This is a genomic window from Haloarchaeobius amylolyticus (assembly GCF_042678045.1).
GTDB lineage: Archaea > Halobacteriota > Halobacteria > Halobacteriales > Natrialbaceae > Natrinema > Natrinema amylolyticus_A.
Genome location: NZ_JBHUDI010000002.1, coordinates 118,768 through 140,384 on the forward strand (window position 1 = coordinate 118,768; position 21,617 = coordinate 140,384).

A 21,617-nucleotide genomic window follows, 5' to 3' on the forward strand; every position below is an offset into this window, starting at 1 on the left:
TGCGTTCGTTTGTATAAATGTACTCACAGTAGTCCAGTCATGAGAGTTTTTATCCCTGCAATTCAACATCATAGGCAATGAAACGAGAGACAGGTACCGCTGGTCGCTCACCTCTCGTCCGCGTCGCGACCGATGTAACGGTGAACGGCAACGAACAGGTCGTGACGGCGATGCGAGACGAAGCCGACTCGATATCGGTGGTCCGCATGGGACCGACCGGTGTGACGGGGAGCGAACCGCTCGTCATGGCGACGCACGAGGGCCGGACGGCGTTCTTCGCCGAACCGGAGCCGTCGACCGCCCGGGATGTCGTCGACACGCTGGAAGACGGAACCATCCCGGCAGATAACGCTGATGCGGTCGTCGAACACGAGCGCGAGACGACGTCGCTCCCGGTCCCGAACACGGGACCGCTCTCGGTTGGTCGGCGGTCGGTGCTCGGCCGGTGTGGATGGGCCGATCCGCTCGATCCGAAAGCGTGGCCGACTGTCGCGTCTGAACGAACCGCCGAGACGGTGACGGATATCGGACTCCTCGGTCGGGGTCGCGGCGACGCCGCTGCCGATGACCCCGTCACTGACGTGTGGGAGACCGTCCGAGATGCGGACGGAGACCCGGTCGTGGTTGCCAATGCGAACGAGACGCGCGACGAGCAGCGAGCGGACGAGGTGCTGCTCGGCGGAGCGCCGATCGCCGTCCTCGACGGAATCGCGGCCGTCGCCGAGTACGTGGGCGCCGACGACGCCGTCGTCTACCTGAACGAGGAGGATAGCCACCTGCATCGACACCTCCGCGAAGCGATCGATGCAGTCGCCGGCGAACTGCCGATCGTTCCACAGCTGGTGGCCGGTCCCAACGAGTACCGTGCCGGCGCCCCAACGGCCGCCCTCGAGGCGATGGAAGGGGCCGACCGAATCGAACCGCGTCTCCAGCCACCGTCACCCGCCGAGTACGGTCTTTACGGACGGCCGACAGTTATCCATACGCCGCGGACGTTCGCACAGATCCGGCGGGCGATCCGCGATCCGGACGCGTTCGACGTGGATGCCGCCGATCCAGGCACCCGACTGATCACCGTCGCTGGCGACGTCGCCGATCCGGCGACCATCGAACTCCCGTCGGACAGCAGCCTTTCGGTGGTACGAGAGGCCGTCGACCTGACAGGGTCGTTCAAGATGGCCTGCGTTGGCGGTGCCCTCGGTGGCATTACGCGAAGCCTCGACGTCGCTCCGACCGCACAGTCGCTCGCTGCAGCCGGTCTCGGGACCGACGGCGTCGTCGAACTCCTGGACGACGACCGGTGCGTAGTCGCCGACGTCGGCGAGCGCGCCCGGTTCGCATCCACCGAGAACAGCGGCCGCTGCGTGCCAGGCCGTGAAGGGACGAAACAGCTCACCGAACTCCTGCGAGACGTCTACCAGGGATCGCTCGAGACGGACAAGATCCGTGAACTGGGTCGAGTGATGGCGCGGTCGAGCAACTGCCAGATCGGGGCTCACGCGCCCCGCCCCGTAACGACCGCGCTCGATGAGTTCGAACCGGAGTTCAGAGCGCACACTGACGGCCGCTGTCCCAGCGGCGCTTGCACGGAGAAACTATGAGTACTGACGACACATTCCCCGCCGTTCCTGACATCGAAGACTCGCAATCGAACACGCCGGTCACGGCCGAGTTCGAGACCGGCACCGCGAACGACCCCGACGTCGGAACCGATATCGACGAGCCGACGACGGTGACGATCAACGGCGAACCGGTGACCGTTCCGCCGGATTCGACCGTTATCGACGCGATGCAGGCCGTCAGCGATGAGACGGTCAGCGTCGACCCCGGCGCGGACGGCGTTAATGACGACGCCGACGTTCCCGCGCTCTGCTATTACGACCGCGACGGCGACTGCAGCGGTGAGATCGGGCCGCGAAGTGAGTGCCGGACCTGCATGGTCGAGACCGAAGAGCACGGCCTCGTTCCCTCGTGTTCGTTCCCGGCCGAGGACGGACTCTCCGTACGGACGGACACGCCGAACGCCGAGGAAACTCGGAGCGTCAACCTCGATCTGGTACTCTCGAACCACAATCTCCGATGTACGACCTGCAACGGAAATGGGCGCTGCGAACTGCAAGACGCCGCCATCAGCGAGGGCGTTGACCATCCGCGCTATGGCGTCTTCGACGACCGTGACGAGTACGAACCCGTCGACGACAGTTCGTCGTTCATCCAGATCGACCGGAACAAGTGCATCCTCTGCAACCGGTGCGTCGAGGGATGTAACGATGTCCAGGTCGAGGGCGTGCTCCGTATCGAGGGCCACGGCGAGGACACGCGCATCGGCTTTCAGTCCGACGCCGAGACGATGGCCGAGTCCGACTGCGTCTCCTGCGGTCACTGCGCGACCGTCTGTCCGACGGGCGCGTTGACAGAGAAGGACATCGGCGGCGCCGCAACGCTTCCTCTTCCGGGATTTACCCAACGGAACTCCGTCGGAACGGTTATTGAGCACGAGGAGGCCGAAACGCTCGACGACACGATGGCGCCGAATCGCTCGCCCGACCCAGGTGGAGAGAGTCGGATCGGAGCCAGCCCCAGCGTGAGTCCGGACGATCGAAGCGGCGTCGCCGGATTCATGGCCCAGAGCAGGCGTCGTGCGCTGGACCTCGCCACAGAGTACGGTCGCAAAGCCATGCTGGCCGGCGAACACACTGCCGAGAACGTCGCCGCGACGGTGCTCCCCGAGGGACGACTGTTCGATGTCGCGTCGGCCGTAAGCGACTACCGACTCGGCAAGATCGACAAGGAGGAGACGACGTGCGGGTTCTGTGCTGTTGGCTGTCGGTTCGAGATGTGGGGGAAAAACGGCGACGCAACCGGTGTCCAACCCGTTGAAGACCCCACGAAGGCGCCTGCTAACAATTTCTCGACCTGCGTGAAAGGGAAGTTCGGACACGAGTTCGCCAACAGCGACGAGCGGCTCACGGAACCGCTCGTGCGTAACGACGACGGCGAGTTCGAGACGGCGTCCTGGGACGAGGCACTCGATCGCGTCGCAAGCGAACTGCGCGCGATCCAGGCCGAACACGGCGTCGACGCGGTCGGCTGTCTCGCATCGTCGAAGGGGAGCAACGAAGAAGCGTATCTCGTCCAGAAGTTTGCCCGACAGGTTCTCGGGACGAAAAACATCGACAACTGTGCGCGACTCTGTCACTCGTCGACGGTGGCGGCGCTGCAACAGACCCTCGGGTACGGCGCCATGACCAACCGCATCAACGAGGACATCGGCGAGGCCGACGCCTACCTCATCACCGGGTCGAACACGACGGAATCGCACCCGGTTCTGGCGACCCGCATCAAGCAAAACGTCCGAGACGGGGCCGACCTGGTCGTCTTTGACCCTCGTGAGGTCGGCATCGCCGAGCACGCTGACCAATACACGCGGACCGAACCCGGGTACGATGTCGCCTGGATCAACGGTCTCATTCGATACATCGTCGAGAACGATCTCCACGACGAGGCGTTCATCGAGCGCAACACGAAGGGATTCGAGAAAGTCAAGGAGAAGGTGCAGGCGTTCACGCCCGAGAAAGTCGAAGAATTGGCTGGCGTTCCGCCCGAAGAGCTGAAGTCCGCCGCCGAGACGCTCGCCGATGCCGAGACCGTCGTCTTCGGCTGGGCGATGGGGATGACTCAGTCCAGCCACGGCACGCAGAACCTCCTCGCGATGGCCGATCTCGCCCTCACGCTCGGCCAGGTCGGCAAGCCTGGTGCCGGACTCTCACCCTTCCGGGGGCAGAACAACGTGCAGGGCGGCGGTGGCGACATGGGGACGCTTCCCGGAAGCCTTCCGGGCTATCAGGATCCGGCGGACGCCGAGGTCGCCGAAACGTTCGAAGAAGCGTGGGGCGAGCGCCCGCCCGCGGAACCGGGTCTCAAGGTGCCAGAGATGCTCTCGGAGGCCCACGAGGGCAACCTGCGGGGAATGTACGTCGTCGGGGAAAACCCCGCGCTGTCCGAACCCGACATCCAGCACGCCGAAGCGGCGCTCGAGAAACTGGAGTTCCTCGTCGTCCAGGATATCTTCATGACGGAGACGGCGACGCACGCGGACGTGATCCTGCCCGCAGCGACGTCGCCGGAGAAACACGGCACGTTCACCAACACCGAGCGTCGCATCCAGCGGGTGCGGCCAACCGCGACGCCGCCCGGGACGGCGCGCCAGGACTGGGAGATCACGCAAGAACTGGCCAACCGTCTCGGGTATACCTGGGACTACGACCATCCCCGGGAGATCATGGACGAGATCAGCGATCTAGTCCCGATCTACGGCGGCGTCAGCTACGATCGCCTCGAGTCGGGCGACGAGCACGGCCTCCAGTGGCCCTGCTGGGACGAAGACCATCCCGGCACGCCGTACCTCTACGATTACGAGGACGGTGAGTTCAACTTCGACGACGGCATGGCGCGCTTCGTACCCGCGGACGGTGGGCATCCCGGTGAGCTACCCGACGAAGCGTATCCGCTCACGCTTACCTCCGGACGCGTTCTCTACCACTGGCACACCGGCCAGATCACCCGGCGTGTCGAGGGGCTCATGAGCCACGTCGGCGAGAGCTTCGTCGAGATCAACCCGTCGACGGCCGACGAACTCGGTGTCGCCGACGGCGAGTACGTCCGGGTCGAGTCCCGCCGCGGAGACATCGTCGTCAAGGCGACCGTGACCGACCGCGTCGTCGAGGGGACGCTGTTCATCCCGATGCACTTCGCTGCCGGCGCGGTCAACAAGCTCACTCAGGAGAACTTCGACCCACACACTGGCATTCCCGAGTACAAAGTGTCCAGCGTCCGCGTCGAGCCGCTCGGATCGGACGCCGATCCGGACGTGCTGCAGGCACCCGACGCCGGAGTCGAGAGCGGCAGCAGAACCGCGGCCAGCGACGACTGATCGGCGCGGTCATCTCGACCTGGGCCTGCTCGAGGGGACAACCGAACGCTGGCCAGCGACCCTCTCGCTGACTGTGCCACTGAGAATCAGTCTGCCGGTTCGTTCGACGGGCTTCCCTGTACGGTCTTGTCCCGCGTCTGGGAGGGAGTTAGAACGGGTTTCTCGGAGGCGATGGCACCAGCGACAGCGCCGGCGACCGAACCGACCACGTAGATTGTCGCGTGCGCCCAGAAGTCGATACGAAGTCGGTCGCGAATTCGCGGCCATCTCCACCGGCGGCGACCGCAGCAGAGCGACCGATCTTCGCGTCGTTCTGTCCGGCAGTATGAGCAACCGCTACGACGAACCCGATCGCAAGTCCCGCGAGATCGTCCGGCGTCTGGTTGTCATACGGTCTGCTGTACCGATTTACCGGCGCACCCGCAGGACGGGTCGCAGTCGCGCCGGAAATGACTTACAGTAGTCCGTATCCGTGACGACCGCCACCACCGCGAACATCGGGAAGAATCTCTCGGAGCGAGTGCGAGTCCCGCCTGCCAAAACTTCAACCGAGTTGACCCCATCAGGACGCGCCGTAGCCGACTTCCTCTCGAAGTTCGTCCCACGATTCGTGGAACCCGTACGTCGCCTCCGACTCTGTACTGATGGTGTTCTGGTACACGTCGTCGTACTGTAATAACTGCGTCCAGCCGTCGTGGTACCGATAGCTACAGTATTGACACATGGTCGACTATATTACACCGGATGGAAAAGGCGTATCGGTAAAACCGGGCAACGACCGACTGCGACTACTCGATTACCGCGAGAGCCTCGATTTCGACTGCGGCACCTTTGGGAACGCGGCCAACTTCGACGGCGCTTCTGGCAGGCGGCTCTTCGTCGAAGAACTCGCTGTACGCTTGGTTGAACGCGTCGAAGTCGTCGATATCATCGAGGAACACGGTCGTCTTGAGGATGTCGTCCATCGATCCCCCTTCCGACTGGAGAATCGCGCTGACGTTTTCGAGACATTGCTGAGTCTGTTCATCGACCGGCGCATTGTCGAGGAGTTCGCCGTCGGTTGTAAGCGGGAGCTGACCTGCGGTGAAAAGCAGTTCACCGTTCGTAGTTGCCTGACTGTACGCGCCCACGGCTGCCGGAGCATCGTCGGTACTGATTGCGCGCTTCATAGACATCGATATCCGCTCCTGTACCTTAAAGGCAGGTAGTGCGCGGGTTCACCACCATATAACATCAGATATATTATTTCTTGAGGTTGAATACCCGCTGCACGCAAGATACTTACCGTCCATAATCGACGTCTAGATATGGCGTTCAAACAATCACTCGAGCAGATAGATCCGAATACGGCCGAGGCCATCGACCTCGAGCGTGAGCGACAGGAATCGACACTGGGGATGATCGCCTCCGAGAATCACGTCTCGAAAGCTGTGCTCGAAGCACAGGGGAGCGTCCTCACGAACAAGTACGCCGAGGGATACCCCGGTGGGAGATACTACGGCGGCTGCCAACACGTCGACACCGTCGAGGAACTCGCTATCGAACGTGCGACGGAGCTGTTCGGGGTCGACCACGCCAACGTGCAACCCCACAGCGGCACGCAGGCCAACATGGGCGTGTACTTCTCCGTGCTCGAACCGGGCGACAAGATACTGTCGCTGTCGCTGTCGCACGGCGGACACCTCTCGCACGGCCACAACGTCAACTTCTCGGGACAGCTCTACGACGTCGAACAGTACGAGGTCGACCCCGAGACGGGGTACATCGATTACGACGAACTCGAGAGCCATGCGCGCGAGTTCGACCCGGATCTCATCGTTAGTGGCTCCTCGGCGTATCCCCGCGAATTCAAGTACGAACGCATCGGCGATATCGCGGACACGGTCGACGCGTACCATCTCGCGGACATCGCTCACGTGACGGGGCTGGTCGCTGCCGGCGTCCACGAGTCGCCAGTCGAACATGCGGAGTTCGTCACTGGGAGCACGCACAAGACGATCCGCGCCGGCCGCGGCGGCATCATCATGTGTGACGAGGAGTTCGCGGACGACGTCAACTCCGCAGTGTTCCCCGGCGCGCAAGGAGGGCCGCTGATGCATAGCGTGGCCGGCAAGGCCGCAGGGTTCGCAGAAGCGAGCACCGATGAGTTCCAGTCCTACGCTGTGCAGACCGTAGCTAACGCGAATACGCTCGCCGACACGTTCGACGACCGCGGACTCTCGCTGGTGAGTGGTGGAACGGACAAGCACCTGATGCTCGTGGACCTCCGTGACTCCCACCCCGATATCACGGGAAAGGAGGCCGAAGAGCTACTGTCCGACGTCGGCATCATCGTCAACAAGAACACCGTGCCCGGTGAAACACGGTCGCCGATGGTTACCAGTGGGATCCGCGTCGGCACGCCGGCGCTCACGACCCGTGGATTCGGTGAAAAGGAGATGGAAACCGTTGCCGACCTCATCGTGGATGTACTCGACAATCCTGAGGATGAAGAGGTTCACGACCGGGCCGCTTCGACGGTCGAACACCTTTGCCAAGAGTTCCCGATCTACGGGTAGCAGGTAGAGAATCGATCCGCAGACGATCAAGTATGCATGACCCTTTTTCAGGCGGGTTTGAGCGGTAACGCCGTCGCGGTCTATTTTTCGTAAGGGACCGGACATGGTCCACCGACGCTCTGTGACTGCAGACTGCGTTCGAGGGCACAGCGTGCACTTGATGGCTCGAACGGGGCCGCCGCTTCGAGCTATGGACGCTCTCACCGAACTGCGAGACGCTGTCTGCCGCTGTGTAGTCCAGGGATAGCGTGTCCCTAGATGTCGCCAGAGAAGTACGGTGAGCCGATGCAACGTCAGCGAGGATAGGTCACTGTGCGGCGAGCAGTCGCAGAAGAGCCAGGGCTACGTCGACTGCATTGACGCGTTCCTTGTACTGCGATTGGACGGTCTATTCTCGATCCTAGCCGATCGTGCCTCTCGACGCGACCGCTCTCCTCGTCAGGTAGTTCCCCCGTGGATCCTGCTTCGACCGCTCGAAGCCGAGCACGGCCGTCGAACAGCGATCAGTCGTCGTCCGTCCCTTCGACTGACATCTCCTCTGGAGCGTCGAGTGTCGCGGACGAGCTCGACACGCTATTCGATCGATCTCCGTCGAAGAACAACGGACAGATTTCCCGACAGGGGTAGCTGATCGCCAACACTGCGAGGACAGCGATGACGGCGAACGGACCTCCGGTGATGATCGCCGACGCTTGGAGCGCATCGACACCGCCGACAACCATTAGCAGGGACGCTAGCGACCCGACCAAGGCCCCCCAGATCACGCGGTTGATCGTCGACGGGTTGAGTTCACCGCCGGTCGTGAGCATCCCCAGCGCCAGCGTCGAAGAGTCCGCCGACGTGACGAAGAACGTCGTGATCAACAGCAAGAACAAGAGGTTCAGTACGCCACCGAGGGGAAGTGCCTCGAATAGTGGGTATCCGGAGCCGGCGACGCCGTACTCGGAGATGACGCTCAGGATATCCGCCGCGTTGGTCGATTGGAACTTGATCGCGGTACTTCCCATAATTCCGAACCACGGAATTGTTATCGCCGTCGACGCCAGGACGCCGGTGGAGACGACCTGCCGGATCGTACGACCGCGCGAAACGCGGGCGATGAACAGGCCGACGAACGGCGTCCAGGAGAACCACCAGGCCCAGTAGAAGATGGTCCAACTCCCAACCCAGCTCGCGCCGTTGCCCGCGTTCATGAAGAAACTCATCGCGACGAACTGGTTGACGTACTGCCCGAGCGCTTCCGTCGTGACCGTCATGATGTACACCGACGGCCCCAGCACGAATGTGAGAATCATGACGATCATGAACAGTCCCAGGTTGAACTGGGACACTCGACGGATCCCCTTCTTGATACCCAACGTCACAGACAGCGTAAACGCGATTGTCAGGCCGGTGATCGTCAGCACCGTCCCGGCGTCACCGACTGATATCCCGGTGGTGTACTCGATGCCGGTCAGGAACTGGCTCCCGACGAATCCCAGCGTCGTCGCGATACCGCCAAGGGTTGCGAACACCGCGAGGATGTCGACCAGTTTCGCCCAGACGTTGTCCAGATTGTCGACGCCGAGGAACGGGGCGAGTACAGTCGAGGTCCGCATGGGCGCGTCGTGCCGGTACGCGTAGAACGCTATGGGAAGCGACATGATAGCGTACGCAGCCCACGCAGAAATACCCCAGTGGAGGAACGTGTACTGAACAGCACCGACCGCTGCGTCGGCCGTCTGTGACTCGGCGCCGATGAGCGGCGGGACTGTATCGTAGTGGAAGATCGCCTCTGCCGGCCCCCAGAAGACGATCCCTGCCGCGATCCCAGCTGAGTACAGCATCGCAAAGTACGACAGGAAACTGTGCTGTGGCTCCTCGTCTGGCTTGCCAAGTTTGATGTTCCCCCACGGGCCGAACACCAGAAACAACGCGAACACGACGACGAAGAACATCGCGAGGATGTACATCCAGCCGACGTTTTGCCACAGGACCGAGTTCACACTGTTGATAGCGTTGCCGGCTGTGTCTGGCATCAGCGCGAACACGACGACTGCTACCAACGCTGTGAGGAACCCGACGAGAAACACGGGAACGTCGAGTTCGTCCGTGAATCGAGCGAATCGACCGTTTGGCTCAGAATCGACCATATACAGTCACCAACGTTTGCCTCGGTTACGCGCTGTACGTGTCGGTACGAATCCGACCGACCTTGCGACGCTGTTCTCTCGTGCGTTCTTGACTCGTGGTCTTTCCGCTTGCGCGGCACCCTTGTTTCGTGATAGCATCGGTGTTACCCATTCCCTAAGATTTCGTAGTGGCGTATAAACCCCCGGGGAGTACTTGATACCGAACATATTCTGCCAATAAATTACGAAGATGGAGTCACCGTTTCGCGGCGATACTTCCACTATATGTAATTTTAGTTTCTACTTTTGATTGACGTCCTCGACCGTGTATCCCTCGGATTCGATCGCTCGGATGATCGACTCGGCGTGTTCGGCGCCGCTCGTCTCGATCCGGAAGACGAGGTAGGAATCGCCAACGCTGAGATCCTCCACCGCCCGATCGTGGCGGACGTCGTGAATGTTTGCGCCGTGGTTCGCGATAATTCCGGAGAGCTCTGCCATCTTGCCTGGGGCGTCGTTGATCCGCACGCGCAACCGGAGGATCTGTTTTCGGTCGGTAAGCGCGTGGATAAGGACTGTCTGGAGCATTGTCATGTCGAGGTTCCCGCCGCCGAGCAGCGGCATAACAGTCTCGCCCCGAACGTCGAGCTCAGGGCTCAGAACTGCCGCGACAGACGCCGCTGCAGCGCCTTCAACGACCTGCTTGGCGCGCTCGAGCAGTAGCAAGACCGCTTTTGCGATCTCCGTGTCGGAGACGGTCACGATCTCGTCGACGTGTGAGTCGATGAGATCGAGCGTCAGGTCCGAGATGCCGCCGGTTGCGATTCCGTCGGCGATCGTGTCGACCTCGTCGAGCGTGACCGGCATCCCCTTGTCGAGGCTCTCGTGGACCGTCGACGCTCCCTCTGCCTGTACGCCGACGATCCGCGTGTCGGGCGAAAGGTGATCGAAGGCAGTCGCGATCCCGCTGATGAGTCCACCACCGCCGATCGGGACGACGACGGTGTCCAGGTCAGAGCAGTCCTCGTACATCTCGATTCCGAGTGTCCCTTGCCCGGCGACGATGTGCGGATCGTCGTACGCGTGGACGAACTCCGCGTCACCGTCTTCAGCCTCGGACTGGGCGTACGACATGGCATCCTGAAAGTCCTGGCCGACGAGTTCGACTGTCCCACCGTAGCCGCGGGTCGCGTCTATCTTGGCTTGTGGGGCAGTCTTCGGCATGACGATGGTCGACTCCGCGCCACACTCTGTCGCCGCCAGCGCCACACCCTGCGCGTGGTTCCCGGCGCTGGCAGCGATGAACTCCTCGACGCCTTCCTCGACGGACTGAGAGATCTTGTTGTAGGCGCCTCTCGTCTTGAACGACCCAGTCCACTGGAGGTGCTCCATCTTCAGGTACACCTCGCCGCCAACCATCTCGCCGAGCGACGTGCTCCGTTCGACCGGCGTGCGCTTGACGACCGTGTCGTCGTCCAACCGGTCGTGTGCCCGGCGAATGTCCTCGTATCGTACCTCTAGTTCGCGTGACTCGCTCATATTGTAGATTCTATCGGCGTCGTTCGGTCACCGGATGATCTTGTCGCGTCCGGGATCGAACAGCGGTTCGTCGCGGACCGTCGCGTCGTACGTTTCGCCCTCGCACTGGATCTGGACCGAAGTACCGGCCTCGGCGTACTCGCTGGGCAGGTACGTGTAGGCGATCGACTCCTGGACCGAGTAGCCGAAGTCGCCTGCCTGCACGTATCCGAGAACCTCACCGTCCGCGAGCACCGGCCGACCGCCGAGCATCACGTCGGTCGAATCGTCCAGCGTTAGACAGGCGACCTGGCTGTCGAGGCCCTCTGCTTTGGCCTCGGCGAGCGCCTCTTTCCCGATGAACTCGGTGTCGAGGTCGACGGCGAAGGGCAGGCCGGCCTCGAGCGGGTTGACGTCCGTATCGATGTCAGTCCCCCACAGGCGGAAGCCTTTCTCGAGCCGCATTGACTCGAGCGCTCCGTCGCCGATCGGCCTGACGTCGAGATCCTGTCCGGCTTCCCACAGAGTGTCCCAGAGCTTTCGACCGTACTCCGAGGGAGCCCACAGTTCCCAGCCGAGTTCGCCCACGTACGACACCCGGAGTGCGATGACCGGCACGTCGCCGACGTACATGCGCTGACAGCCGAAGTACGGGAAGCTATCGTTAGAGACGTCGGCATCGGTGACTCGCTGGAGCAGCAGCCGCGACTTCGGCCCCCACAGTCCGACGGTGCACTTCGCCGACTCCTCGATGGTGACGGAGACGGTCTCCGGGGCGTGCTTCTGGAGCCAGGAGCCGTGGATCCCCGGCGAGTTGCCGCCGCCGGTGGTCACCATGTACTCGTCGTCATCGAGGCGGGCCACAGTTAGGTCCGCGATCACGTTGCCGCCCTCGTTTAGCAACGTGGTGTAGCGAACCCGCCCGACACTGATCTCCATGTCGTTGCTACAGACTTCCTGGAGGAACTCGCCGGCGTCGTCGCCCTCCACCATGATCGAACTGAACGACGTCATATCGTACATCGAGACGTTCTCACGGGTGTGGAGGTGCTCGGCTCCCTCGATCGGCGATCGATTAATCCCCTGCCATCCGTCTTGCTCCGGGAGTTGCTCCTCGTACTCCTCGACGAGGTCCTCGTTGTACTCGTACCACTGCGCGGTTTCCCACCCGCCGCTCTGGAAGAACTCGGCGCCGAGTTCCGCCTGCTGTGGGTGGAAGGGACTCTCGCGCAGCCCCCGATGCTCGTCTGGTTGCCAGCGAGGTTCGACGATGCTGTACACCTGCTCGTACCGCTTCCCCCCGCGATCCATGAAGTAGTCCTTGTTGCCCGCGTGAGGTGCGAACCGCGCGACGTGGATACCGCTGGTGTCGACTGGTCCGGACGGCAGGCGAGGGACGCCGTTTTCCATCCACTCCGCGAGAATCCGGCCGTATCCACCCGAGTGCGTCCACCAGATCGCCAGCCCGGTCCACAGGCCGTCGATCTCGGGTGTCTCACCGATGACGGGCATCCCGTCAGGCGTGTAGACGAAGATCCCGTTCTCGGTAACCTGGAACTCCTGGTCCTGCGTGGCGGGAAGGAGCTCGTCGAATGCCTGCTGCGGTGACTTGTCCCGGTTCGGATGGGTCGCCTTCGTCCAGTGTTTCTCGGTGAAACTGTGAACCGACGCCTGACTCTCGTCGGTGTTTTTCCCCATCTCGTCAGGGTCGACAACGAGGGGTTCGTGGTTGTAGGACCCAAGTCCGTACCCGTCGCCGTGAGTGCGGAAGTACAGCGAATTATCCTGGTCGCGGCCGACCGGCCGGTCCGGTGGCTGGGCCATGAACTCGGTGATGTTTCGGTCCCCAGGAACCTCGAGACCTGCCGTCGCGTCACCGAGCGACGAGTTGTTCCCCTGGAGTTCTGCCAGCGGTTCGGTGACGACATACTGGTGTTCGACGGGCGCGATCGGGAGCTCGAGATCGACCATCTGCCCGGTCTGATACGCCCAGTTGTTCGTCGCGAGGACGCATCGCTCGCACTCGATGCGCCCCCGGTCCGTCTCGACTGCCGTCACTTCGCCGCCGGCCGTCTCGATGTCCGTCACCTCGGTGTTACCGTAGAAGTCGGCCGCCGACTCCTGGATGTACCACTGGAGAGCGTCAGTACTGGCCACCTGGCCGTCCGTCGGCGAGTAGTACCCGCCGAGTATCTCGTCCTCGTCGACGAGCGGCAGATGCTCCGTGACTTCCTCGGGCTCGAGGAGTTGCGGATCGGGGAGCCCGTAGGATGTCGCCCACTCGACACGGCGCTCGAGGAAGTCCATACGGGCTTCCGATCGTGCGACTTCGATCCCGCCGACTTCCGTGTATACGCCGGCGTCTTTCAGGAGTCGGCTCGTGTAGTGAGCCGTCTTCGTCTGGATTTTCGACGGTGACGTCTGGAACATGATCCCCGGAGCATGTGTCGAGGAGCCGCCGGTCACCGGAAGCGGTCCCTGATCGAGAACGACGACGTTCTCCGCCCCGAGTTCAGTCAAGTGATATGCGACGCTACAACCGACGGCACCCGCACCGATGACGACAGTATCTGCTCGTGACGGAACGCTGTCTGTGCTCATATGACACGTCCCAATCCGGTGGATTCTCTTATAAGTGCAACGGTCATTTAAGTCAAAATCGGCTGAAGCCACTGAGTTACAGCTTATCGGCAGAGAACTCCACTATAGGTCATATATTTTATATAATGTCCACAAAATGATGTTTATATGACGATTCCAGGAAGCGCGAGCCGCTGGTGGTCAGGGAAGATCTACGTCGACGTTCTCCTGCAGGCTGGCCGCCTTGACGGTGTTGTATAGCAACATCGCGATCGTCAGCGGGCCCACGCCGCCAGGCACCGGCGTGATGGCATTGGCTTGCTCCACAGCGCTTTCGAACTCGACATCACCGACGAGCTCGTATCCCTCCCCGTCGGCAGCGTCGACGCGGTTGACGCCCACGTCGATGACAACGGTGTCTTCCGACAGCATTGATCCGTCGATCAGTTCTGGGACACCAGCGGCAGCGATAACGATGTCCGCGTTTCTCGTTTTTTCTGCGAGGTTATCCGTTCGGGAGTGACAGGTAGTCACCGTCGCGTTACCTAGATCGTCCTTCTGGACGAGAAGGTTCATCATCGGTTTCCCTACGATGTTGGACCTGCCAACGACCACGACGTCTTTTCCTGTTGTCCCCACTCCTGTTTCGGCGAGCAGCCGTTGGATACCGTGTGGAGTACACGGCTTAAGTCGGGGATCGCCCGTGACGAGTTTGCCGACGTTCTCCGGATGAAACCCGTCGACGTCCTTCATCGGATCGATCCGCTCGAGGATGGTTTGCTCGTCAACGTGGTCTGGGACTGGCATCTGGACGAGAATACCGTGTACGGCCGGGTTTTCGTTCAACGCCTCTATCCGGCCTTCTAGCGTGTCCGACGACGTCTCGGGATCGAGTTCGTGGTGACGGCCTTCGATCCCGATCTCCTCGCACGCCCGCTGTTTCATATTCACGTACGTCTCACTCGCGCTGTCGTCGCTCATCAGCACCGTCGCGAGACCGGGCGTGACGCCGTGATCGGCGAGTGTTTCGACGCACACTTCTAATTCTGTCTTGATTCGATCCGCAATCTCGTTTCCATCGATGATTTCTGTCATTGGTTTACCTTTGAGTGTCACTCTGAAGTGACCGTAACGTTCCCACGGCTGGCGGTAGGCGCTGAGCCTTTACTCGCAGCGTCAGCGGTTGCAGGGTCATCCGGTAGAAGTAATTAATTTACGGGTGGCGGGGACGACCGGATTCTACACCTCCGTTTGTGGGAAAAGCGGGGCGGGGTGCGCACTGCTGCTGGCAAGATTGTATAAACTCCCGTAACTATACACGTGAAGATATTTTAAGTGATACGGAAACGATTGACATGGCGCCTGACCCGGGTGCCCTACACAGGATGAGGGATCTGGATCCTTCCAACGGTCGTCCCCGACCTCGGACTGTCCCGGATCGCGTAGCTCTGTCCTCAGCCACGGACTAACATGGGCCTCAGTAACTCGACCCTCCCTCATCCTCAGCCGTAGCGATGAAACAGCCTGTGAACCAGGTGCGTGCTGGCAATAGTCTGGATATTACCGTTCGACCGATCCTCGAACTCACCGGTTGTCCGTAACACCGTGTTTCGGAACACGGATCACTCTGATCCAGTATCCGGCGACGGATCGACAACCGTCAACACGGGAAGAAACTCGTTGATCGGAGGTCCAGATGACCAGCCTGTATCGGGCGTACACTTTCTGTTGATAGTGGACCCGCGGCCGTTCTAGAAGAGTGATAGAATAACAGTGATATCACTGTGAAAATCTCGGGGTAGTCGGCGATTCGTTCTCGAGTGTAAGCGTCGTGCCGAACGAGATTCCCTGGAAAAGACCGGTTATCGGGCAGCCATCGAGCAGAAGTTCTCGATGATCCGCTTGCCCGCGTCGGTGAGGATACTCTCGGGATGAAACTGGACGCCGACGTGCGGTCGGTCCGCGTGCCGGACGCCCATCAGGATCTCGCGGTCATCGTCCGTCCAGGCCGTCTCGACGAGGTGAGACGGCAACGACTCTTGTTCGACGGCAAGCGAGTGGTATCGTCCCACTTCGAACGGGTCGGGGATGCCAGTGTACAGTCCAGCGCCGTCGTGGCGCACCTCGGACGGCTTCCCGTGTATCACTTCGGGGGCGTGGCCAACTGAAACGTCGTGAGCGGCACACAGCGCCTGGTGTCCCAGGCACACTCCCAGCGCAGGGTAGTCAGTTTCGGCGAACACGTCAACGGAAATGCCCGCATCCTCGGGTTTTCCCGGCCCTGGCGAGACGACGATCCCGTCCGGATCGAGCGATCGGATCCCCTCGACATCGATTTCGTCGTTTCTGCGGACTTCGACGGGGGTGAGCTCGCCGACGTACTGGACGAGATTGTAGACGAAAGAGTCGTAGTTGTCGATGATCAGGATCATCAGCGTTCCCCCATCATGTCGGGTGTTGTTTCGACAGCGAACGACGCCTGGTCACCGAGCGCGTCGTCGACAGCGGTAACGAGCGCGCGGGCCTTGTCCAACGTTTCAGCGTACTCGTGAGCGGGATCGGAATCGTGAACGATCCCCGCGCCGACGCGGAGCGAGTACTCGTCGTGGTGGCGCACAAGCGTTCGAATGATAATGTTGAGCGTCGCTCGGTCGTCGAACCCGAAAATGCCAATACTGCCCGTATAGGGCCCCCGTCGGGTTGCTTCGACGTCGTCGATGATCTCCATCGTCCGGGGTTTGGGTGCCCCGGTTATCGTCCCGCCCGGGAACACCGCCGAAACCGCGTCGGCGAGCGTCGCGTCGTCTCGCCGCCGGCCACGGACGACGGAGACGAGATGCATAACTTCCGAGTAACGGTCCACTCGTCTATACTCGTCGACCGCAACCGATCCGTACTTGCACACCTTGCCTAGATCGTTGCGCTCCAGATCGACGAGCATCGCGTGTTCGGCTCGCTCCTTCGCGTCGTCCCGGAGGTCCGCTTCGAGAGTCCGATCCTCCTCGGTCGTCGCCCCTCGAGGGCGAGTTCCCGCGATCGGTTCCGTCACGAGCTCGTCGCCACGAACGTCAAGCAAGAGTTCGGGGCTGGCGCTCACCAGATCGATCCCGGGGAACTCCAGTAACCCCGAATACGGAGCCGGGTTCACCTGCCGGACGGCGCTGAACACGTCGACCGGGTGAACGGCGGCGGGCGCGACCAGCCTGTGAGAGACGTTCGCCTGAAACGTCTCCCCATCGCGGACGTACCGTTTGATGGCGCGGACGCGATCCGCGAACGCCTCTCTGCCACACTCACTTTCGAATGTAGCCTGCCCCGCCGTCGTGGGCGGAGCGCACTGTCGTTCTGTCCCCTCTGTCGTCGCCCGTGCGAGGTCGATCGCGTCCTCGAGGCCCGATTCGTATGCGGAGGCCGGATCGTCGCCGACGACAGGACACGCCGTAACGTGTACTGTGACCGGTCCGTCGTCGCGAGGGTCTCTCCAGGCGGCCACGCGGTCGAACACGCCAAGTTGCAGCCGCGGTAGCTTTCGATCGTTGGCGGTGGTGTCCGGGAGGGACTCCAGCTCGCGGGCGACATCGTAGGACAGCCACCCGAACGCGCCGCACGGATACGGGACCGAACACTCTCCGCGGACTAGCTGTTCACGATCGAGCACAGTATCGATCGCGGCTATCGACGGGCTTTCTTCACCCTCCGAGACGGTGTCGTGAGGAACCTGAATCCGCTCGACCGGAGCGACGCCGAAGTACCCCCAGCCCGACTGTCCGCCGGTCGTCTCCAAGTAGAACCCATTGGAGCCATCGCGAGCGCGTCGATACGCCGCGAATGGATCCGAAACGGTGACGCGGACCTCGATCGGTACTCTCGCTTCGGGCGGTGCAGCCTCGGCAGTCGCGAGAAACGACTCCCTATCGGTAACGACTGTTGGTTGGCTCATCTTGCGTCTTTCCTCCACCGGGGAGCTCACCGTCCCCGAAGTACAGTGTGGATAGAGCGGGTGTGGGGGCTAAAATGTTAGTGCTACTGCCTGGAACCAGTGTGCCGGTCCCCCTATCCATACGGACAGTTGAACGCGTGCACTGTGCACGAGCGGCCCGTATGTCGTCTCGACGGGAGTCTCACCACGAGAAGCGGAACAGGTGACTCGTTGGATGTATTCTCGCAGGTGTTCAAACACCACGGGTCAGAATACGTACAGAAAGAGTGAAACTGACGCGTCCCGGCAACGCGGACTCGAGCGGAGAACGACACGCTCCTATCGACAGCGGTGTCCCGCCGGTTCGATAGCGACAGTCGGAGCAGAAGCAGTATCGCCGACGGCAGTGACGAGTCGAGGGGACGACGGATTGTAGATCACGGTTTCACTGTCCGGACACCCATCGGTAGACTGTGTCGATGACAAGCAGACGTCGACCAGCGCGGACGAACGTGTCGAGCGCGGCGCGTAAATGTAAGGGACGAGGGCGTCCGGAGGGCACGGCGGTCGAATACCTGCTTGACACCGTCGAGTCCGCGATGACGCTGTACGAAGTCCGGGGGTTACGCCTCGAGCGTAGCGAGACGCGAGAACTGCTGGAGCGATTGGACTCGTCGGAGCTCGTCGGTAACCGACCCTCACAACAGGCCACCGGTTGGCTCACGAGGTCGGAGGTCGCAGATAGGATTCGAGGGAGCGCCGCGAGCAGAGCCTGAGAGGTGATCTCCGCGGAGGAAAGAATCAAGATCGGCCAGCGCAGGGGGGAGTCAGTCGTCGTCGTCCGCGTTCGTCGCAAACACGGGCGGCGACTGTTCGTCGGTCGCAGGGGACTGATCGCCGGTGTTCGTTTGCAAGACTGGGCAGGTACGCTGGAACTCCAGACACATCCCGACGATAGCCAGGACGCCGATGACGGCAAACGGTCCGCCGGTGATGATAGCAGAGGAGCGGAGCGCGTCGATGCCGCCGCCGACGATGAGCAGCGATGCGAGACCCCCCATCAAGCCGCCCCAGAGCACGCGATTGATCGTTGAGGGGTGTTCTTTGCCACCAGTCGTGAGCATTCCCAGAGCTAGCGTCGAAGAGTCGGCGGAGGTCACGAAGAACGTAATCACGAGCAGCATGAAGCCGAGCGACAACAGCGACCCCAGCGGCAGGTTAGTGAACAGCGGAAACCCGGAGACGGCGACGCCGTGTTCCGAAACGGCGGCGAGCATTGGCGCAGCACCGGTCCGCTCGAAGTGGATTGCCGTCCCACCCATCGTCAGGAACCACGGGATGGTAGCGACGGTCGCACCGACTAGCGCCGTCGCGGTCACCTGCCGGATAGTTCGTCCACGAGAGATGCGCGCGACGAACAGGCCGCCGAACGGCGCCCACGAGAACACCCATGCCCAGTAGAACACGGTCCAGTTGCCGACCCATTCGCCGGATCCCGAAGCGTTCGTGTACAGGCTCATCTGGAGAAAGCTGTTGGCGTACTCGCCGATGGCTTGCAGGCCGGTGTTCATGATGTAGGTCGTCGGTCCCAGCACAAACGTGGCTAGACACAGCAGAACGAACCCGTACATATTGAACATCGAAACTTTCCGGATGCCACGCTTGACGCCCAAGACGACCGAGACAGTAAACGCCAGTGTCATCCCCGTAATGACGACGATGGTACCGCCATCGCCGAGAGTGACGCCGTAATTGTACTGCAGACCGGTCAGGAACTGGCTTCCGACGAACCCCAACGTCGTCGCGATACCGCCGATAGTTGCGAACACCGCCAGAATATCGATGACTTTGGCGATGGGACGGTCCAAGTTATCGACGCCGAGAAAGGGAGCTAGCAGCGTCGAGATACGCATCGGCGCATCTCGCCGGTACGCGAAAAAAGCGATCGGAATCGCGACGATCAGGAAGGGAACCCAGTACGAGATCCCCCAGTGGAATAGTGTGTACTGAATAGCGCCGATCGCTGCCGACTGAGTCTGTGACTCCGCACCGATCATTGGCGGGACGGCGTCGTAGTGGAACAGCGCCTCCGCCGGCCCCCAGAACACGATGCCCGCCGCGATGCCTGCCGAGAACATCATCGCGAAGAACGCGGGGGTGCTGAACTCGGGCGACTCGTCCGGACCACCGAGCTTGATCTCGCCCCACGGACCGAACATCAGCCACAGGGAGAACACGACCATGAGAAACATCGAGAACACGTATACCCACATGAACTCCGACCAGAGGTACTCGTTGACTGCGCCCATCTTTTCGGCGGACGTCTCAGGATTGAGGAAGAACACGACGATCGCTATCAGCGATACGCCGAAGCCAATGCTGAACACACCCGCATCTAGTTCCTCGGCAAAGCGTTCTACGGCATTCCGTATTTTCATACGTGACTCCCTCTCTCACAATTGTCGCGTGTGAACTTATGTGTGGAATATATCGGGCGTTTATTATATCGGCAGATCTGTCCACCGGCGGGAATCACCTGCAGTGATGTATTCCTGCGTCACGTAACTCAGTGATTGACACCGGATGTCACGCGACGAAAACAGGTCACAGGCGAACCCGACCACGGATGACAGCAGATAACGTAGGCAATGAGCGTGATAGCGGATGTCTCGGCGCGCAACGGCGATATTTGTACCACGCAGAACGATCCGCCGAAATATCAGGCGCGGAGCTCTCGCTTACTGGTACCATGCGCTTATCACAGCAGACGCACCACACCGGTCGATCGCTGGCTGTCTCACGAGTGTCTGACTACGATATCGTGCGATGTCGCTTGTTGTCCGAACTGTAACTTCACCACGAACTATCCAGGTCAGGCAGTCTTATTTTCGGTCTCTATCGGCGCTGTTGTAGCCGGGACTGGATCTCTCGAGATAGTGAATCTCGGCGTCACTCGATTAGTCAAACAACCAACCATTTTCTATGGGCCATCCTCAATAGGAATATTACCGCTTATCAACACTATCGCTAGCTTCTCCATCGATGTTCTCACATGCGAACGCCCCAGAAGACTCGTAACACCGAGTTACAACGCATATTTTGGAATACTTAGTTTCATACCTTGGCATTTATTCCATGCTATATTATAAATTAACAAATACTAATTGTTGGGAAACATACAAAATCATTTTACCCTCAGACGTTTTCCGAACCATGTAATGATAAACCTGAGAGAGTTGAAAAACGCATTCTATCATGGTTTTAGCACATTCTATCACGATTTTGATAGCGAAGAAGAGCTGTTGGTATCGGTCGTCAATGCGATAGCGAGCGCCGAAAACCGCTCCCCGATCGATATTGATCCGATGTACGATAGTATCGAACCGAAACTGCTCAATTCGTTCTCAACGTGTGCAGACGTGAGCAACGGATCACCGCCGGTGACCCTCGCGTTCTCCCACGAGGGGTACCGGATAAACGTCGACAGTACGGGAAAAATAGTTCTGAGCCGAGACGAGACCAGTTCCTCGACCCCCTCTTTTATCCGTCCGTCCAGCGAGAGTAGCGCACTCGAAGAATCGTCGGGAGAATTCACCTGTCATCACGACTTCGAGGCCGATCACTCTCTCACAGTCATGCTCGCCAAGGCTCTCGCCGCAATCAAAAACACTCGACCCACAGAGATCGCTCCGCTCTACGAGAGTATTGATCCAAAAGTCCTCAGTATACTTGGAGACTATGCTAGCGAGCGAGACGATCCCTCCCCTGTTTCCCTGGAGTTCGTCCACTCGGATCATCGAATAACTGTCGACGAGCGTGGAAAAATCTCTATTCGTGAAAGCAACACGAGTTCCACGATCTCTATCCGTGAGAACACCCCGAATTCAAAGATCACTGACGTTGTTCGCGACGCCTGGAATGCAGACCCGCCTCTAACCGCACCTCGCTAGAGCCCTCTACTCGGACCATCTAGCTCGAGACACACGATAATTTTCATA

General features: G+C 60.8%; 14 protein-coding genes. 5 read left to right on the forward strand and 9 right to left on the reverse strand.

What is annotated here, in order from left to right; all coding sequences use genetic code 11:
• Positions 1 to 77: 77 nt before the first annotated feature.
• A complete protein-coding gene (locus tag ACFR99_RS03255) occupies positions 78 to 1,601 on the forward strand; it encodes an NADH-ubiquinone oxidoreductase-F iron-sulfur binding region domain-containing protein (protein ID WP_390284340.1) in 1,524 nt (507 codons plus the stop codon).
• On the forward strand, positions 1,598 to 4,933 hold the full coding sequence (gene fdhF, locus ACFR99_RS03260) for a formate dehydrogenase subunit alpha (RefSeq protein WP_390284342.1): 3,336 nt from the start codon (positions 1,598 to 1,600) through the stop codon (positions 4,931 to 4,933). Before ACFR99_RS03255 ends, fdhF begins: the two co-directional genes overlap by 4 nt.
• 562 nt (positions 4,934 to 5,495) lie before the next feature.
• Here fdhF and ACFR99_RS03265 read toward each other — a convergent pair.
• Positions 5,496 to 5,657 carry a hypothetical protein gene (locus ACFR99_RS03265; RefSeq protein ID WP_164722107.1) on the reverse strand — a complete coding sequence of 54 codons (162 nt, stop codon included), beginning with the start codon at positions 5,655 to 5,657 and terminating at the stop codon, positions 5,496 to 5,498.
• Positions 5,658 to 5,721: 64 nt separating this feature from the next.
• On the reverse strand, positions 5,722 to 6,102 hold the full coding sequence (locus tag ACFR99_RS03270) for a Rid family detoxifying hydrolase (RefSeq protein WP_390284344.1): 381 nt from the start codon (positions 6,100 to 6,102) through the stop codon (positions 5,722 to 5,724).
• A gap of 138 nt (positions 6,103 to 6,240) precedes the next feature.
• Here ACFR99_RS03270 and ACFR99_RS03275 point away from each other — a divergent pair, with 138 nt between their 5' ends.
• Positions 6,241 to 7,491, forward strand: coding sequence for a serine hydroxymethyltransferase (locus ACFR99_RS03275; RefSeq protein ID WP_390284346.1), 1,251 nt, complete (start codon positions 6,241 to 6,243; stop codon positions 7,489 to 7,491).
• Between the two features lie 503 nt (positions 7,492 to 7,994).
• On the opposite strand, the gene ACFR99_RS03280 is transcribed toward ACFR99_RS03275, so the two are convergent.
• From ACFR99_RS03280 to pabB, 6 genes are all read right to left on the reverse strand, one after another.
• On the reverse strand, positions 7,995 to 9,623 hold the full coding sequence (locus ACFR99_RS03280) for a BCCT family transporter (RefSeq protein ID WP_390284348.1): 1,629 nt from the start codon (positions 9,621 to 9,623) through the stop codon (positions 7,995 to 7,997).
• A 279-nt stretch (positions 9,624 to 9,902) separates the two neighbouring features.
• Positions 9,903 to 11,141, reverse strand: a complete 1,239-nt coding sequence (ilvA, locus tag ACFR99_RS03285) for a threonine ammonia-lyase (protein ID WP_390284350.1) — start codon at positions 11,139 to 11,141, stop codon at positions 9,903 to 9,905.
• Between the two features lie 27 nt (positions 11,142 to 11,168).
• Complete coding sequence (locus ACFR99_RS03290) at positions 11,169 to 13,721, reverse strand: GcvT family protein (RefSeq protein WP_390284352.1); 2,553 nt, start codon at positions 13,719 to 13,721, stop codon at positions 11,169 to 11,171.
• Between the two features lie 180 nt (positions 13,722 to 13,901).
• The gene (locus tag ACFR99_RS03295; protein ID WP_390284354.1) at positions 13,902 to 14,795 is read right to left on the reverse strand and encodes a tetrahydrofolate dehydrogenase/cyclohydrolase catalytic domain-containing protein; all 894 of its coding nucleotides are present in this window, start codon (positions 14,793 to 14,795) and stop codon (positions 13,902 to 13,904) included.
• A 767-nt stretch (positions 14,796 to 15,562) separates the two neighbouring features.
• Entirely contained in the window at positions 15,563 to 16,132 is a 570-nt protein-coding gene (locus ACFR99_RS03300) for an anthranilate synthase component II (RefSeq protein ID WP_390284356.1), read from the reverse strand.
• The gene (gene pabB / locus ACFR99_RS03305) at positions 16,132 to 17,640 is read right to left on the reverse strand and encodes an aminodeoxychorismate synthase, component I (protein ID WP_390284358.1); all 1,509 of its coding nucleotides are present in this window, start codon (positions 17,638 to 17,640) and stop codon (positions 16,132 to 16,134) included. Before pabB ends, ACFR99_RS03300 begins: the two co-directional genes overlap by 1 nt.
• A 458-nt stretch (positions 17,641 to 18,098) precedes the next feature.
• Here pabB and ACFR99_RS20315 point away from each other — a divergent pair, with 458 nt between their 5' ends.
• Positions 18,099 to 18,395, forward strand: coding sequence for a DUF8073 domain-containing protein (locus ACFR99_RS20315; RefSeq protein ID WP_465260887.1), 297 nt, complete (start codon positions 18,099 to 18,101; stop codon positions 18,393 to 18,395).
• Between the two features lie 51 nt (positions 18,396 to 18,446).
• Here the strand turns inward: ACFR99_RS20315 and ACFR99_RS03310 are convergent, their stop codons facing one another.
• Positions 18,447 to 20,057, reverse strand: coding sequence for a BCCT family transporter (locus ACFR99_RS03310; protein ID WP_390284360.1), 1,611 nt, complete (start codon positions 20,055 to 20,057; stop codon positions 18,447 to 18,449).
• Between the two features lie 780 nt (positions 20,058 to 20,837).
• On the opposite strand from ACFR99_RS03310, the gene ACFR99_RS03315 reads away from it, so the two are divergent.
• Positions 20,838 to 21,569, forward strand: a complete 732-nt coding sequence (locus tag ACFR99_RS03315) for a HalOD1 output domain-containing protein (RefSeq protein WP_390284362.1) — start codon at positions 20,838 to 20,840, stop codon at positions 21,567 to 21,569.
• Positions 21,570 to 21,617: the final 48 nt, after the last annotated feature.